Origin of the sequence: Undibacterium paludis (assembly GCF_022568815.1) — a bacterium.
GTDB lineage: Bacteria > Pseudomonadota > Gammaproteobacteria > Burkholderiales > Burkholderiaceae_D > Undibacterium.
This window is the reverse complement of record NZ_JAKZHX010000004.1, coordinates 84,523-99,477: the sequence shown is the minus strand read 5'-3', so window position 1 is coordinate 99,477 and position 14,955 is coordinate 84,523. Positions and strand designations below refer to the sequence as shown.

The following is a 14,955-nucleotide window of genomic DNA, read 5'->3' as shown; positions in this document are numbered from 1 at the left end:
TTACTCGATTTCTATGATGACTTCAGCATGGATGGAATTGGCGATATAACAGTGTTCATGCGCCATGTGATGCAACTCTTCACGCTCTTGCAGGCTTGGTTGCTTATCGCCGCTATAGCTTTCATGCGGGCGCAGATGGATGCGGGTGATTGCTTGCTTGCCCTGGGCGTTTTTATCCATGATGCCGACTGCCAGGTCCTTGTATTGTTCAAGTACATAAGCACGCTTGGCGACAAAGGACAGGTAAAACAGCATGTGACAAGAAGCCAGTGCTGCAACCAGGGCTTCTTCAGGATCGACGTTCCTTGCCTCAGACATGGGTACGGGCACGGACAGCGGCGATGAAGAGGCTGGCACGATCAGGCCGCCATCAAACTCCCATTGATGGGCGCGGCTATAACGATTGTCGATAAAAGCCTGTGACCCGCGTTGCCATAAAATTTCTGCCTGATACTGATGCATGAATTGCTCCCTGACATTGAATTGAGTTAATCTTAGGTCTGATATTGGTTATTTAAAAGTACCAATTATTAAAAAAACCTAAATACCAATTCATCGATGCCAATTCCTTGATACCAAGACGGACCTGAACATGCATATCTCTCAAATGATCGCCGGGATCACCCTGGACAAGCAACATGCCCAGCCTTTGTACCGGCAACTGTACGGTGAAATCAGGAAAGCCATACTGTGCGGGCGCATGTTGCCCGGCATGCAATTGCCACCCAGTCGCGAGTTTTGCCTTGCCCTGGGTATTTCAAGGCAAACTGTACTGAACGCCTATGACCAGTTATTGGCAGAGGGGTATCTTCGTGGTACGGTAGGGCAGGGCACTTTTGTGCATGAAGAGCTGCCGGCGCTGGCGGAACGTGCTGCGCCGGAAACGTCTTTGCCAGCTACCCTGGCAGGCAATGCACGCATTTCACAACGTGGTCAACGCCATATCGACCCGCGAGGCAGCACCCGTTTCCATCAGGGAGATGCCAGGGCGTTCCGGGTCAGCATGCCGGATCTGACTTTATTCCCGTTTGCAGTCTGGGCCAGGCTGGAAGCGCGTCATTGCCGTCGTCCCAAAGGGCAATTGGGTTATGGTGATCCGGCCGGGCACCTGCCCTTGCGTGAATTGCTGGCCGTGTACCTGAAAGCCGCACGCGGGGTCAATTGCTCGGCACAACAAATCCTCATCACTTCAGGATCTCAACAGGCATTGTATCTGCTCAGCACGCTCTTGCTTGACCCTGGTGAAAGGGCTTGGGTGGAGTCGCCATGTTATCGTGGCACGACAGCGGCCCTGCATGCGGCGCAAGTGAAGATGTGTGCTGTACCTGTCGATGAGGAAGGTATGGACGTGGCTTATGCCTCGAAACATTTCCCGCAGGCGAAAGTCGCCTTCGTGACACCTTCGCACCAGATGCCGCTGGGGATGACCATGAGCCTGCAAAGACGCATGGCCCTGCTGGAATGGGCACAACAAAACCGCGCCTGGCTGGTAGAAGATGATTACGATAGTGAATACCGCTTTGGCAGTTCGCCACTCGCATCCTTGCAGAGCCTGGACAACAGACAATGCGTGATCTATGTCGGCACTCTGTCCAAAGTCTTGTTTCCTGGTCTGCGTCTTGGCTATATGGTTTTACCTGAAAGCCTGGTGGAGCCCCTTACCCAGGCCAAGGCCGTGATTGATAAACATACGGCCATCATGCCGCAGATGGTGTTGGCTGACTTCATCGCAGAAGGTCATTTTGGTCGCCACATCAAACGCACGCGTAAGATCTATGCAGAGCGTCAGGCTGCACTGATCACTGCCCTGGAACAGCATCTGGCAGATGCGTTGCAATGCGGTGCTACTGATGGAGGGCTGGATCTTGCCGTGTACTTCAAACAGGATTTCGATGAGGCTAAAGTTGTCCAGGCCGGGCAGGATGCCGGGCTGGAGTTGCGGCGTTTGTCCCATTATGCCGATATGCCGGGACACTCCCGTCTGCCCCGACCATGTCCGGCAGGTTTGCTGCTAGGATTTGCCTCCCTCGACGTGCCCGAGATACAGGCCGCTGCGGTTGTGCTGGCGAATGTATTGAAGAGCCCCGGCATCAGCCGGTAATTCCTGCCTGCCGGGGCTTTCATCAACAAGCCGGATTATGCTGTTATCACCTCGATGACATTGATAGTGCTGCTGCTCTGTTCCGTTTCAATATTGTTTGCCAGGCTATGGCGGTTGATCACGCTGATCATGGCAGAGATCGTCGCCGTCAACTCATCGTCGGCAATGCCCGCCCCATGCTGGGTGGAGCCATGATTGACACGTGCTTCCATGATGCAGAGATGCCTGCTTGTGCCATTTTGCACGATGTGTTGATCCTGTCTGTCCATGATATTGATGTCATAGCCTATGGCTTTGAATGCCTGTAATTGCGCTGCCAACATACCATGACCTGCACCATGAATAGCTTGTGGCTGCTCATGGTGCAGCAGATCGATGCACAAGGATGCCTGTGCAGTATCTGATGGTGAAGTCCTGTGGTCAAGGACGGTATTTGCGTGATGAGCCTGATAACGTAAAGGGCTGGCGGCTGACAGATAGCTGTCGCTGAAAATCTGGTGAATCTGCTGGGCGGTCATTTCCTTGCCACTCTGGTCGGCACTGGCCTGTACCAGTTTGCTGAATTCAATCTGCAGGCGGCGGGGCATGCTGATGCCATATTCCTGCTCCAGCAGGAAGGCTGTTCCTCCCTTGCCAGACTGACTGTTGACACGGATTACCGCATCATAATTGCGACCGATATCTGCCGGATCAATGGGCAGGTAGGGGACTTCCCAGATGGCGTCTTTGTCTTGCTGGGCAAAACCTTTTTTTATCGCATCCTGATGCGAGCCTGAAAAAGCAGTGTGTACCAGGTCGCCAACATAAGGGTGACGCGGATGCACGGGTATCTGGTTACAGGCTTCCACGCATTGACGCACGCTGTCTATGTCAGAGAAGTCAAGACCGGGATGGATGCTCTGGGTATATAAATTCAAGGCCAGGGTAACCAGGTCGACGTTGCCGGTGCGTTCACCATTGCCGAACAAACAGCCTTCGACGCGATCTGCACCGGCCATGACGGCGAGCTCAGCTGCGGCGACTGCCGTACCACGGTCATTATGCGGGTGCACACTGAGTATGATGGCGTCGCGACGTTCCAGGTTACGGTGCATCCACTCAATCTGGTCGGCATAGACATTCGGTGTCGCACATTCTACCGTCGTCGGCAGGTTGATGATCATCTTGCGTTCTGGTGTTGCCCCCCAGATGGCAGACACGGCATCGCATACTTCTTTGGAAAAATCGAGTTCCGCCATGCTGAAAGTTTCTGGTGAGTATTCAAATACCCATTCAGTCTCAGGCATGGCATCGCACAATTGCCTGATCAGGCGGGTGCCATCGGTGGCGATCTGCTTGACTTCTTCACGTGTCTTGCCAAACACGATACGGCGGAACGCCGGCGCGATCGGGTTATACAGATGCACAATGGCGCGCTTGGCGCCGCGCAGGGATTCCATGGTACGGTGTATCAGGTCTTCGCGTGCCTGCGTCAATACCTCGATGGTGACGTCGTCGGGGATGCGTTGTTCTTCTATCAGTTTGCGTACGAAAGCGAAGTCAGTTTCTGACGCTGAAGGGAAGGCGACTTCAATTTCTTTCAAACCTATCTTCACCAGCATTTCAAAAAAGCGCAGTTTTTTTGCTGCGTCCATGGGCTCAATCAATGCCTGGTTGCCGTCGCGCAAATCGGTACTCATCCAGATGGGTGCATGGGTGATGCTGCGGCTGGGCCACTGCCTGTCCTGAAGCGCCACAGTTGGAAAGGCGCGATATTTTTTATGAGCGTCGATGATCATGGTTTTCTCTTTTCAAATAGTCGGCACTAGCCCTCAGCAGTGCACTGATGTTTGTTCAAATTTGTTAGATGATAAGTAATGTTGTGGCAGTGAGCTAACCAGCGGCCACAGTAAAAAATGCTAGGCCGGTTAACCGATCGGTAGTCGTAGCCTTAGCAAGGCGAAAGCACAAGAACAGTGCGCAAAAGCACCGGCAGGCTGGACGCTGCTGGCGGTTTGCTGTGCTGATGTGCTGATAGCTGTCATGCGATTGATTCCTGTGCCAGAAAGCTGGGCTAAGGTATTGCAAATGAAAAACAAGGATTGGTACTGCAAGTGTTTTAAGTTCAGTGCTCAGGCTTGCTGCAGAACACGGTTAAAACAGAACAAGGCGAAACTTATAGTAGCGCGCCTAGGGAAGGTAGTAGAACTAGTAGCAGTGTACGCACAGACAGCAACGCTGCTTGCAGGGAGGCCCTGTCAGCAGTTTTTATCGCAGATGTCGATGTGGAAGAAAAGTTCATACAGTTAATGTAAGAGAATTTGCTGCATGGCGTCAAGTGGAAATTTCCATTTGCTTCTTTTTTTCCTGCTTGTAATCGCTCACTGATAATTGGTGACGAGTTTTTGCCAGTTGGGATCATTGGCACTGTTTTTCAGTATGGCATTGATTTGTGCGTGTACTTTACCCATGTTCAAAGGCATCATGATGTGCCTGCTGTACTGGTCATGTGGTTTCTTCGAGATATAAAACTGCCCCTGTAATTCAGGGTGATTCTTCATTTCATAGTCGTAATTCGAGCGACTGATGATGGCTGCATCAATGCGGCCCGCCATCAGTTTGCGAAAGCTGTGCTCTTCACTGCTGGCATCATCGCGCTGAGCCTTGCCTTCGGCAATCAGTTCATTGACACCAAAGTAGTAATAACCAAGCACCAGGCCTATACGCATGCCGCTCATGGATAAAGGGCCGTTATATTCAAATGGGCGCTCTTTTGATGACACGACTTCGTCGATATCATTCATGATGGGCAGTGACCATAGAAATTTTTGCTCACTTTTGTCGTTGAACCAGACCGGATTGACACCTATGACCAGGCCATCCAGACTGCCGGAGTTGACCAGCAGGTCAAGCCGGCGGCGTGGCAGGTAGTGCAGTTCAAAACGGTAGCTGCTGCTCTTGTTGAGGTAACTGAGCATGTCGTTGTATAAGCCCCGGCCTGTTGCCTGATCAAGTATCAGTGGTGGCTTCAGGTGATAGCTATACACCTTGATGGTTTCAAAGGCAGTACAGGTCTTCCAGGAGAGCCCGGCGAGTAAAAAAAGCGCAAGCCAGAATTTACGTGTCATGGAATGGGCTACCCAATAAACTGGAGGTTGATAGTCAGCATGGATGAGTACACAAACTCCCAGATAACCGCAATCTATCCGAGAGTGTATATGAATTCAAAAAGAGCGATTATTTACTTTTGTGAACGGGGTTTATTGAATTTATAAGAAATCAATAGTAATACCATGCCGCCAAGTATCATCGGCAAGGATAGCATCTGCCCTGCTGAAACTGTCATGCCCAGGATGCTGACTTCATAGTCGGGGGTGCGGAAGTACTCGGTAAAGAAGCGGGTGCAGCCATACAGTGTGACATAGAGCGCGCCAACAGCCAGTCTTGGCCTTGCTTTGGATGCGTAAATCCACAGGATGACAAAAACCAGCAGACCGTCGACCAGAGCCTGGTAAATCGGTGACGGGTGTACCGGATAATTAACGCCGGGCCAGATCATTGCCCAGGGCAGATCGGGCGAAGCGATACGCCCGGGCAATTCATGATTGATGAAGTTACCCAGGCGTCCCGCTGCGTAACCCAGAGGCACCAGCGGGGCGATGAAGTCATACACATCAGCGAGGTTGAACCTGGCTTTGCGCGCCCATAGGGACATGGCGATCAGCACGCCGATGAAACCGCCATGAAAGGACATACCTCCTTTCCACACCGCGAAAATCTCCAGCGGGTGGCTCATATAGTAAGAAAACCCGTAGAAAAATACCTCGCCCAGACGGCCGCCTATAATGACGCCGAGTACGCCAAAAAACAGCATATCGTCTATGTGTTCACGGGTCCAGCCCTTGGCAGCAACATGGGACTGTTTGATACGGACGCGGCCAAGCATGACGAACTGGGCAAAAGCGACCAGGTACATGATGCCATACCAATGGACATTGACGGGGCCTAGACTGAATGCAACGGGATCAGGATTGGGATGGGTTAGCATGAGTGAATTTAACGGTTAAACAGGTGCGCAAAGGCGGCCAGGGCAGCAGAATGATTGTCACGACGCCAGGCAAGGCCAATTTCCACATTTGCGCTGGCTTCAGGTAAATCAAAATACGACACCCCTGGGCGCTGCAAATTTGAGACGGATTGTGGCACAAGTGCGATACCCATGCCAGCAGATACCAGACCGACGATGGTTTGCATCTGTATTGCTTCCTGGCCTATGGCCGGCGTCAGTCCGGCAGAATGAAAGCAGCCAAGTATTGCATCATGCAGGGCAGGTGCGATTTTGCGCGGAAACAGGATGAGCGGCAAGTCGACGCAATCGACCAGGCGTAGGCGCTGACGGCCTTTTGCCTGGCTTTCGGGCACCGCCAGAATCAGTTGTTCAGACAAGACTTTCTGGTAGTGAAGTAAGTTTTGCAGTTTTTCCGGAATGGGCGGGATCAGGAAACCGGCATCGATTTCGGCGTTTTCCAGCGCCAGTAATTGCACATCTGTCGTTGCTTCACGCAATTCTATGTGTACTCCGGCATGATCACGCCGGAACTCGCGCAGGGAGGGCGGCAGGATGCTGTAGTCTGCAATGGAAACAAAGGCCAGGGAAAGGTGACCACTGGCGCCGCTGGCGGCTCTTTGCGCCAGTTCCGGCAGAGACTGCGCGTGTTGCAGCAGGCGCTTGACTTCCGGCAGTAGAGCCTGGCCAGCGGACGTCAGGGAGATATTGCGCGTATTACGTATGAATAAATCAGCCCCCAAAGTTGATTCGAGAGCTTGTATGGCTTGCGACAACGGTGGCTGGGTCATGTGCAGACGTGCTGCTGCACGACCGAAATGCATTTCTTCTGCGACAGCAAGAAAGTAACGCAATTGGCGTAATTCAAGACTTCGTGATTCAGATACCTGCATCTTGCTGGCCTGGCCTATGTCCGCATAATTGCAGCAAGCTGCTCAATGTAATGCCACTCAATACGGTAAGGATTGAGTGACGCATTAACGGCGATTGGTTTTCTTGTCAAAAGCGCGCTTGACCCTTTCTTTCTGGATTTTTTCATAGTGCGCATGATCTTTACGCTTGTCCAGACCCAGCATGCGTTCAATGAACTCAAACCAGACGAACACGGCACAGGCGCCACCGATGATCCACCACCATGACATGGTTGCAAAAATCCAGACTTCTGCCAACTTGAGAACCAGCATTATAAATAACACAATAATCATAAACATAAATCAGTTCCTTTTCTGGCAAAAACTAAGCCCGATTTTACTGCAGGTCAACCTTGCCTGTGCGATAAACGTTAAAATTGAGGAAAAGCGGTAGAATATGCGAAACGCATCTCATGCCGATGATGAAATGAGTTCTAGTCTTTTAACCTGGAGAAAGCAATGAAATATTCTTTGTTGGTAGGTTCTGTTCTGGCAATAATGGCTTCTGGTTCTGCTATGGCAAATGCAGATCTGGCAAAAGCAAAAAACTGTATGGCATGCCATGCGGTTGACACCAAGGTAGTCGGCCCTGCCTATAAGGACGTTGCAAAAAAATACGCGAGTGACAAGACAGCAGAAGCGAAGCTGGTGCAAAAAGTGATCAAGGGTGGAACGGGTGTCTGGGGAGCCATTCCTATGCCTGCCAATGCCCAGGTTTCAGAAGCTGAAGCCAAGACGCTGGTCAAATGGGTCTTGAGTTTGAAATGAGTTTTGTACCGCAGTCTTGATCTGCATCAGGCAGTAAACAATAGACAATAAAAAAACCTGGCATTGCCAGGTTTTTTTATTGTCTGCAAGAATCCGATAAAAACGCCGACAATCCGGGATTGACAGCTTGAGGCTGCCATTTTGGCTGGCAGCCTTTTCATCAGGGATTACTTGACAACTTGCAACAGTTCGCGCTTGCCGCCTTTGTAGGTGTACAAAGTCAGCGTGCCTTCTTTGATATCGCCTTTGTCATCAAAGGCGATATCGCCTGTTACACCTTTGTAGTGGATTTTCTTCAGTTCAGGCAGGTATTTTGCTGGCTCGGCAGAACCGGCTTTTTTCATTGCTTCTACCATGACCATGACAGCGTCATAGACGTACGGTGCATAAATCTGTACTTCTACGCCGAATTTTTTCTTGAAAGCAGCTTTCCACTCGTCATTGGCTTTTTTCTGTGCATCCAGAACACCACCGGCTTCAGCGCAGACTACCTGGCCTTCGCCAATACCGTTGTCAGCCAGTTTTACCAGGTCAGCTGAGCAGATACCGTCGCCGCCCATGAACTTGGCTGTAATGCCCAGTGCTTTCATCTGACGCAGCATAGGACCGGCAACCGCATCCATACCACCGAAGAAGATTACGTCCGGGTTTTTAGCTTTGATTGTGGTCAGGATGGCGCTGAAGTCTGTGGATTTGTCCGTTGTATGTTCCTGAACGACCACTTCTGCACCCTTGCCCTTGGCGCCTTTGATGAACTCAGCAGCTACGCCTTCGCCGTAAGCTGTTTTGTCATCGATAACAGCAACTTTTTTCGCTTTGTTGATCTGCACAGCAAAACGACCCAGTGTGCCACCCAGCTGGCCGTCATTGGCTACAACACGGAATGCGCCTTTAAAGCCTTGTTGTGTGTATTTTGGATTTGTTGCAGATGGGGAAATTTGTACGATACCTGCATCATTGTAGATTTTCGATGCAGGGATGGTTGTGCCGGAGTTCAAGTGACCGATAACGCCGTTTACTTTCGCGTCAACCAGTTTTTGTGCTACGGTTGTACCTTGTTTTGGATCAGCGCCGTCATCTTCAGCCAGCAATTCGAATTTGGCTTTTTTACCGCCGATCATGACGCCTTTGGCGTTCAGTTCTTCGATCGCCATTTTGGCGCCGTTTTCATTGTCTTTACCCAAGTGGGCGATTGCGCCTGAGATAGGGCCAACGTGACCAATTTTAACAACCAGATCTTGAGCTGCCGCAGCACCAGCGAAAGCGAAAGCAATTGCGCCAGCCAGTGGAATCATTTTAGTTTTGAACGACATGAACATACTCCTAAGGATTAAAAAGTAGGATAACAATACTGCATCTCTGACTTATTCAGATAACTGAACAGCAAGAAGGTACAACAGAAAAAAATTTTCGCAAAGCTATTTTGTGTGGTTTTTTCTCAAAACAGACGTTTTTTATATGCCCCAATATCGCGCTCTTGACAAGCTTGACCGCAAGCTTTTGAACCTCCTTCAGAAGGACAACCAAATCCCTACCAGGTTGCTGGCAGACAAACTGCATATTTCCCAGCCGACCTGCCTGCGCCGCATACGCGACTTGCGTGAGGCCGGTGTTATCAGTGGTGAAGTGGCCATGGTGGACAGTTTCGCCCTTGGCTATGGCATGCTGGCTTTTCTTGAAGTTTCCCTGACCAATCAGTCGGATGAATTTATGCGCGAATTTGAAGCGCGCATGAGCAAGGAAACCGAGGTCATGCAATGCTATTTCGTCTCTGGTGAATATGATTATTTCCTGGTCGTGCACGTCATTGATATGGACGCGTATTATCAGTTTGTGCGACGCGCCATTTCCGGCTCTGGCAATGTAAAACACTTCCATTCACGTTTCCCCATGAAGCGAGCCAAGTTCAGTACCCGTATTGTCTTTGACGAAAAAGCAGAAGAATTGCCAGTGCGTGTCAGCAACAAAACCGGTACCAGGGTCGGCAGCAAAGCTAAATAATTTTGCTGCGTGTGCTTTTAACGCAGAAACCCGACAGACGGATGACAAAAAGAACGCAAGTTGCAACACATGAAGATTTCATGCACTGTAACTTGCGTGAGGGGAAACTTCGGGTTTGTAGTCAAGCCGTTAGCGGCTGGGTGCACTTTTGGTTTTTGTTATCGTTCAAGCTGTCTGCAGGCGATTGTGCATGACGGTGTTATCCATGCCGGTAAAGGCAAAATCCACTTCCGGGTGCAAACCGGACACAATATCAGCGATCGCCCGGCCGGAACCGGCGCCCATGGTCCAGCCCAGCGTACCGTGGCCGGTATTGAGGAAAAGGTTGGCGATGCGGCTCCTACCTATATATGGCACATTCGAAGGTGTCAGCGGCCGCAGGCCCGTCCAGTAGACCGGATTCTGGTAGTCGCAGGCATCCGGGAATAATTCACGGGTGCGGCGCGTAATGGCTTCGCAGCGGGCGGTATTAAGTTCGCGGCCATAGCCATTGATCTCACAGGTACCGGCTACACGCAGGCGGTTGCCCAGGCGTGACACCACCAGTTTGTAGCCATCATCGGTCAGTGAAATGACAGGCGCCTGATCAGGTTTGGTAATTTGATAAGTTGCTGAATAACCCTTGCCAGGGTAAATCATCAGGGAAATTCCCAGCGGTTTGAGCAAAGCCTGGGAATGGCTGCCCATTGCCATCACAAAGGCGTCTGCCTTCAATACCTTGTGCCGTCCTTCTGCATCAATGACTTCCACGCCGGTGACGCGGGCGTTGTTGCCTGCACCTTCGGACAGGAGTCTGGTCACGGTAGTGTTGAACCGAAATTGCACGCCAGCCGCCGCTGCCCTGGTCGCCAGGCCAGTGGTGAACTGGTAGACATCACCCGATTCATCGGTTTCGGTATAGTCGCCACCCACGATCTTGTTGCGTATGCCGGCCAGGGCCGGCTCGCGGCGTACCACCTCATCGGCATCGATGGACATGCGGGGGCAGCCAAGATCACGCATCAGCTTTGCGGCTGGCAGGGAAATATCAAATTCTTTTTGATCGGTATAGAAGTGCAGGATGCCCTTGCTGAGGTTGTCGTACTGAATGCCGGTGTCTTCGCGCAGGCTGCGCAAGGTCAGACGACTGTATTCCGAGATGGCGACGATCTGGCGTATGTTTTCAGCCGTGCGGGCAGGTGTGCACTCACGCAGGAAATGCAGGCCCCACAGCCATTGCAGCCATTCGGCGCGCGGACGGAACAGCAGAGGAGCGTCTTCCTTCCCCAGCCATTTCAACACCTTTAGCGGCGCCGAAGGGTTGGCCCACGGTTCTGCATGGGACACGGAAATTTGGCCGCCATTGGCAAAACTGGTTTCCTGCGCCGCGCCCGGCTGGCGGTCGATGACCTCGACATCATGCCCCTGCTTTTTCAAAAACCATGCCGAAGACGTGCCGACTATGCCAGAACCGAGAACAATGACTTTCATGGGAATCTCCTGTATTTCATCTTGTATGCGATGAGGAGATTGTAGAAATACTTTGCTTTTTCAGGTAATCAGAAACGCTTCCCGGATTTTTATTTTTAAACGTCAAGTTGATGTTTGTGTTTAAAAATAAAAATATTTTTAATTATTTTGATTATTTTCCAGATTTTACCTTGGAGATTTCCTGGCTGACTGCGCGGGTGATAACTTCTTCCAGGGTCTTGTGCAACCCTGAACGTATTTCAGATGCAAGACTGGCAACGGCGATCTGCAATACATCGGCCAGGTTGTCCCTGACCCTGTGTTCCAGCACAAAATCTATGCGCGTCAAAACCTGGCGCAACACGTTTTCTCTCAGCGTCTGTTCCAGAAGCAACCAGTCTTCTTCCTGCTTTCCTGGCCATGCCAGCGGGGCATCTGCCACTGCCGCCTGCTGGTCCGGGTCCTGTGTATTGCTCTCGCCTTTTGCATCATTTGTGCTGGCGGTACTTGCCACCAGTTCTTCCGGCTTGATTACTTCGGTCAATACCGGGATGCTGGCATCAATTTGATTGTTCATTTTATTTCGCCACGGAATGGGTAAGGGCATGGCCAAGTTGCTGATAATGGCGGTAGCGGTCCCGGCCTGCCAGCCTGTCTGATTCATCTGCCGAGATGATTTCTATCATACGGCTGAACTGCGTGAAATTGGCTGGCGTCACAGACGTCAGGTTGATCAACAGTTCGTAATGAGGACAAGCGGCACGGTCATCATGACTGAGTACGATAGGCGTCATTGCTGACAGCGGATCGTTCACCATCACATGCGGTAAAAAATCAGCTTCGCTGAGCGTCCACAAGGCATCATTCAGGCGCTGCAGATAAGCACGGTCCTGGTGAAAGACCACGATTTTGCAGTTGGCTGCATGGGCCTTGCGTATCAGGCGGCAGCAATAGTTGAGCTTGTCCGCAACATTGCTATGGAAATCTATCCGTGTCATGCGTCTCAGAATTGAAAGCCGTCAGGTTTTTTGACCGGTGGGGCATCTCGCTTCACTTCCGGTTCTTTGGGCTGTGCGGGCGGTGGGGGCGGTGAGGCTGGTTCAGCCGGCGGATAGCGGTAATCCTTTGGCAATTTATTGGTCGCAGGGTAACCAGCCTTGTCCAGCGCATCTTTCCATTCATCCATGCTATAGCCACGGAATTTGACATTGGCGATTACCAGCAAGGGTAATTGCGTATCACCACTCACTTGCTTCAGTTTTTCCTGGTCTGCTGCACTGCTGACGGTCTTTTCTGTGAACGGGATGCCACTTTTCTTGAGCATGCTGCGCCCATCATTGCAAGGCGAGCAGGCGCTGGCCGTGTAGAGAGTGACCGGGTTCTTCGCTACAACAGGAGCCAATTCTGGAGGCAGATTGCCGCCATCAGCAGTGTCGGGGAGCTTTTTCTTTTCAGATTTGACATTGGCCGGTGGCGGCTGGTCGCTGAAGGTCACTTTGCCGTCCGGGCCCACCCATTTATACATTTGCGCATGGACATGACCTGCTGCCAGCAGTGCGGGCAGCAGGCTACAGATCAGGATGTTTTTATTGAGTTTCATGTTTTCTCCTAAATAGTCAGGCAGCCATGCCATTGTGACGTAACAAGGCGTCAATGACAGGCTCACGTCCGCGAAATGCCTTGAACGAGGTGAGGGCAGGGCGGGAGCCGCCAGCTTCCAGCACTTCTGTCTGGAATTTTTCCCCCACACTGCGGGACAAGGTGCTGCCGGTTTCCTGTGCATGCTCTTCAAAGGCAGCATAGGCATCAGCGGACAGGACCTCCGCCCATTTATAGCTATAATAGCCTGCGGCATAGCCGCCGGCAAAGATGTGGCTGAAAGAGTGCTGGAAACGGTTGAATTCTGGCGGGTGTAATACGGCGACCTGGGTGCGTACTTCCTGCAGGATGTCACTTACCGTCTTTGCCCCATGCGGATCAAAGGCATCATGCAGGCGCATGTCAAACAGGGAGAATTCTACCTGGCGCAAAGTCTGCAGGCCAGACTGGAAATTCTTTGCCGCAATCATCTTGTCAAACAGCTCGCGTGGCAGGGGCTTCCCGGTATCGACGTGAGAAGTCATGTGCTGGAGTACATCCCATTCCCAGCAGAAATTCTCCATGAATTGCGAAGGCAGCTCGACTGCATCCCATTCAACACCAGAAATGCCGGACACCGACAAATCATCCACCTTGGTCAGCAGGTGATGCAGGCCATGGCCAAATTCATGGAACAGGGTGATGACTTCATCGTGGCTGAACAAGGCCGGTTTTTCGACGCCGTTCATGGTGACTGGCGCACTGAAATTACAGGTCAGGTAAGCAACTGGTGTTTGCACACCGTGCGAGGTCAGCCTGCGACCCCGTGCGTCATCCATCCAGGCGCCGCCGCGCTTTCCATTGCGGGCATACAGGTCAAGGTAGAACTGGCCTATCAGTTCGCCATTTCTTTCCAGGCGATAGAATTTCACATCCTTGTGCCACACCGTCGCCTGGTCTGGCTTGATGTCGACGGCAAACAGGGTCTGGATGACGCGGAACAGACCATCGACTACCTTATGTTCAGGAAAATATTCTTTCACTTCCTGTTCAGAAAATGCGTAGCGTTGCTGACGCAGTTTTTCTGATGCGTAGGCCGTATCCCAAGCCTGCATGTCGGCAATGCCCAGGCTCTCTGCTGCAAAGGCGCGCAGTTCTGCCAGGTCTTTTTCTGCATATGGGCGGGCGCGTTTGGCCAGGTCTTCAAGGAATTGGCTGACTTGCGCCGGTGATTCAGCCATCTTGCTGACCAGTGATACTTCAGCAAAATTCTGATAGCCCAGCAAACTAGCCTCTTCTTTGCGCAGGCGCAAAAGCTCGGCCATGATGTTACTGTTGTCCCATTCGGCTTTGCTGCCTAATTCTGACGCCTTGGTGGCATTGGCGCGATAGATGGTTTCGCGCAGATGGCGGTTCTCTGCATATTGCAGCAAAGGGAAGTAGGACGGGAAATGCAGGGTAAATTTGTAGCCGGATTTTCCATCCGCCTCTGCTGCCGCTCTGGCTGCCTGGATAATATCTTCCGGCAAACCTTTCAGCTCGTCTTCGCTTTCGACAAACAGGCCATAGTCGTTGGTTGCGTCGAGCAGGTTTTCGGAGAACCTGGTGGACAGGGCCGCATGTTTTTCCTGAATTTCGGCATAGCGCTGCTTTTTGTCATCAGGCAGTTCTGCCCCGCTCAGGCGGAAATCGCGAATAGCATTCTGGATGATGGTTTTTCTTGCTTGCGACAAAGCGGTAAATTCAGGGGCATTTTGCAAAGCCTTGTAAGCGGCAAACAATTTCAGGTTTTGCCCGAGCTCAGTCCAGAACTCCGTGATGGCTGGCTGGTTTTCATTGTAGGCGGCACGCATTTCCGGCGTATCGACTACGGCATTCAAGTGACCGACTATCCCCCAGGCACGTCCCAGTTTTTCTGTAGCATTGTCCAGTGGCTGGACAAAATTCTCCCAGGTGACGGCGGCAGTGTTTTGTTCCAGTGCAGTGATGACAGCCCGGTTTTCTTCCAGCAGGCTGGCAATGGCCGGGCTGACATGCTCGGCACGAATGTCGGCAAAACGTGGTAAATCACTAAAGTCGAGCAGGGGATTGTCTTGAGTCAT

General features: G+C 51.6%; 15 protein-coding genes. 3 read left to right on the top strand and 12 right to left on the bottom strand.

Annotated elements, in window-relative coordinates:
* Positions 1–462 (bottom strand): OsmC family protein, encoded by a 462-nt coding sequence (locus tag LZ463_RS08795; protein WP_241455251.1) that lies wholly within the window; start codon positions 460–462, stop codon positions 1–3.
* A 130-nt stretch (positions 463–592) separates the two neighbouring features.
* Here LZ463_RS08795 and pdxR point away from each other — a divergent pair, with 130 nt between their 5' ends.
* On the top strand, positions 593–2,101 hold the full coding sequence (gene pdxR / locus LZ463_RS08790) for a MocR-like pyridoxine biosynthesis transcription factor PdxR (protein ID WP_241455250.1): 1,509 nt from the start codon (positions 593–595) through the stop codon (positions 2,099–2,101).
* Between the two features lie 35 nt (positions 2,102–2,136).
* On the opposite strand, the gene leuA is transcribed toward pdxR, so the two are convergent.
* The 5 genes from leuA to LZ463_RS08765 all read right to left on the bottom strand — a co-directional run bounded on the left by leuA (position 2,137) and on the right by LZ463_RS08765 (position 7,351).
* Positions 2,137–3,879 carry a 2-isopropylmalate synthase gene (leuA, locus tag LZ463_RS08785; RefSeq protein ID WP_241455249.1) on the bottom strand — a complete coding sequence of 581 codons (1,743 nt, stop codon included), beginning with the start codon at positions 3,877–3,879 and terminating at the stop codon, positions 2,137–2,139.
* Between the two features lie 582 nt (positions 3,880–4,461).
* The gene (locus tag LZ463_RS08780) at positions 4,462–5,208 is read right to left on the bottom strand and encodes a substrate-binding periplasmic protein (RefSeq protein WP_241455248.1); all 747 of its coding nucleotides are present in this window, start codon (positions 5,206–5,208) and stop codon (positions 4,462–4,464) included.
* Between the two features lie 113 nt (positions 5,209–5,321).
* A complete protein-coding gene (gene lgt / locus LZ463_RS08775) occupies positions 5,322–6,128 on the bottom strand; it encodes a prolipoprotein diacylglyceryl transferase (protein WP_241455247.1) in 807 nt (268 codons plus the stop codon).
* A gap of 8 nt (positions 6,129–6,136) precedes the next feature.
* Positions 6,137–7,039: a LysR family transcriptional regulator gene (locus tag LZ463_RS08770; protein ID WP_241455246.1), complete on the bottom strand. Its 903-nt coding sequence runs from the start codon at positions 7,037–7,039 to the stop codon at positions 6,137–6,139.
* An 84-nt stretch (positions 7,040–7,123) separates the two neighbouring features.
* Positions 7,124–7,351 (bottom strand): TIGR04438 family Trp-rich protein, encoded by a 228-nt coding sequence (locus LZ463_RS08765; RefSeq protein WP_277624005.1) that lies wholly within the window; start codon positions 7,349–7,351, stop codon positions 7,124–7,126.
* Positions 7,352–7,516: 165 nt separating this feature from the next.
* Between LZ463_RS08765 and LZ463_RS08760 the strand changes: the two genes are divergently transcribed.
* On the top strand, positions 7,517–7,825 hold the full coding sequence (locus tag LZ463_RS08760) for a c-type cytochrome (protein WP_241455244.1): 309 nt from the start codon (positions 7,517–7,519) through the stop codon (positions 7,823–7,825).
* Positions 7,826–7,992: 167 nt separating this feature from the next.
* Here the strand turns inward: LZ463_RS08760 and LZ463_RS08755 are convergent, their stop codons facing one another.
* Positions 7,993–9,138, bottom strand: a complete 1,146-nt coding sequence (locus LZ463_RS08755) for a branched-chain amino acid ABC transporter substrate-binding protein (protein ID WP_241455243.1) — start codon at positions 9,136–9,138, stop codon at positions 7,993–7,995.
* Positions 9,139–9,283: 145 nt separating this feature from the next.
* Between LZ463_RS08755 and LZ463_RS08750 the strand changes: the two genes are divergently transcribed.
* The gene (locus LZ463_RS08750; protein ID WP_241455242.1) at positions 9,284–9,826 is read left to right on the top strand and encodes an Lrp/AsnC family transcriptional regulator; all 543 of its coding nucleotides are present in this window, start codon (positions 9,284–9,286) and stop codon (positions 9,824–9,826) included.
* A 165-nt stretch (positions 9,827–9,991) separates the two neighbouring features.
* On the opposite strand, the gene LZ463_RS08745 is transcribed toward LZ463_RS08750, so the two are convergent.
* The 5 genes from LZ463_RS08745 to LZ463_RS08725 form a co-directional block, all read right to left on the bottom strand.
* Positions 9,992–11,296: a D-amino acid dehydrogenase gene (locus LZ463_RS08745; protein WP_241455241.1), complete on the bottom strand. Its 1,305-nt coding sequence runs from the start codon at positions 11,294–11,296 to the stop codon at positions 9,992–9,994.
* A 151-nt stretch (positions 11,297–11,447) separates the two neighbouring features.
* Entirely contained in the window at positions 11,448–11,852 is a 405-nt protein-coding gene (locus tag LZ463_RS08740) for a DUF2486 family protein (protein ID WP_241455240.1), read from the bottom strand.
* A 1-nt stretch (position 11,853) separates the two neighbouring features.
* Positions 11,854–12,273, bottom strand: coding sequence for a DNA polymerase III subunit chi (locus LZ463_RS08735; protein ID WP_241455239.1), 420 nt, complete (start codon positions 12,271–12,273; stop codon positions 11,854–11,856).
* 5 nt (positions 12,274–12,278) lie between these two features.
* Positions 12,279–12,875, bottom strand: a complete 597-nt coding sequence (locus LZ463_RS08730) for a glutaredoxin family protein (protein WP_241455238.1) — start codon at positions 12,873–12,875, stop codon at positions 12,279–12,281.
* A gap of 16 nt (positions 12,876–12,891) precedes the next feature.
* Positions 12,892–14,955, bottom strand: coding sequence for a M3 family metallopeptidase (locus LZ463_RS08725; protein ID WP_241455237.1), 2,064 nt, complete (start codon positions 14,953–14,955; stop codon positions 12,892–12,894).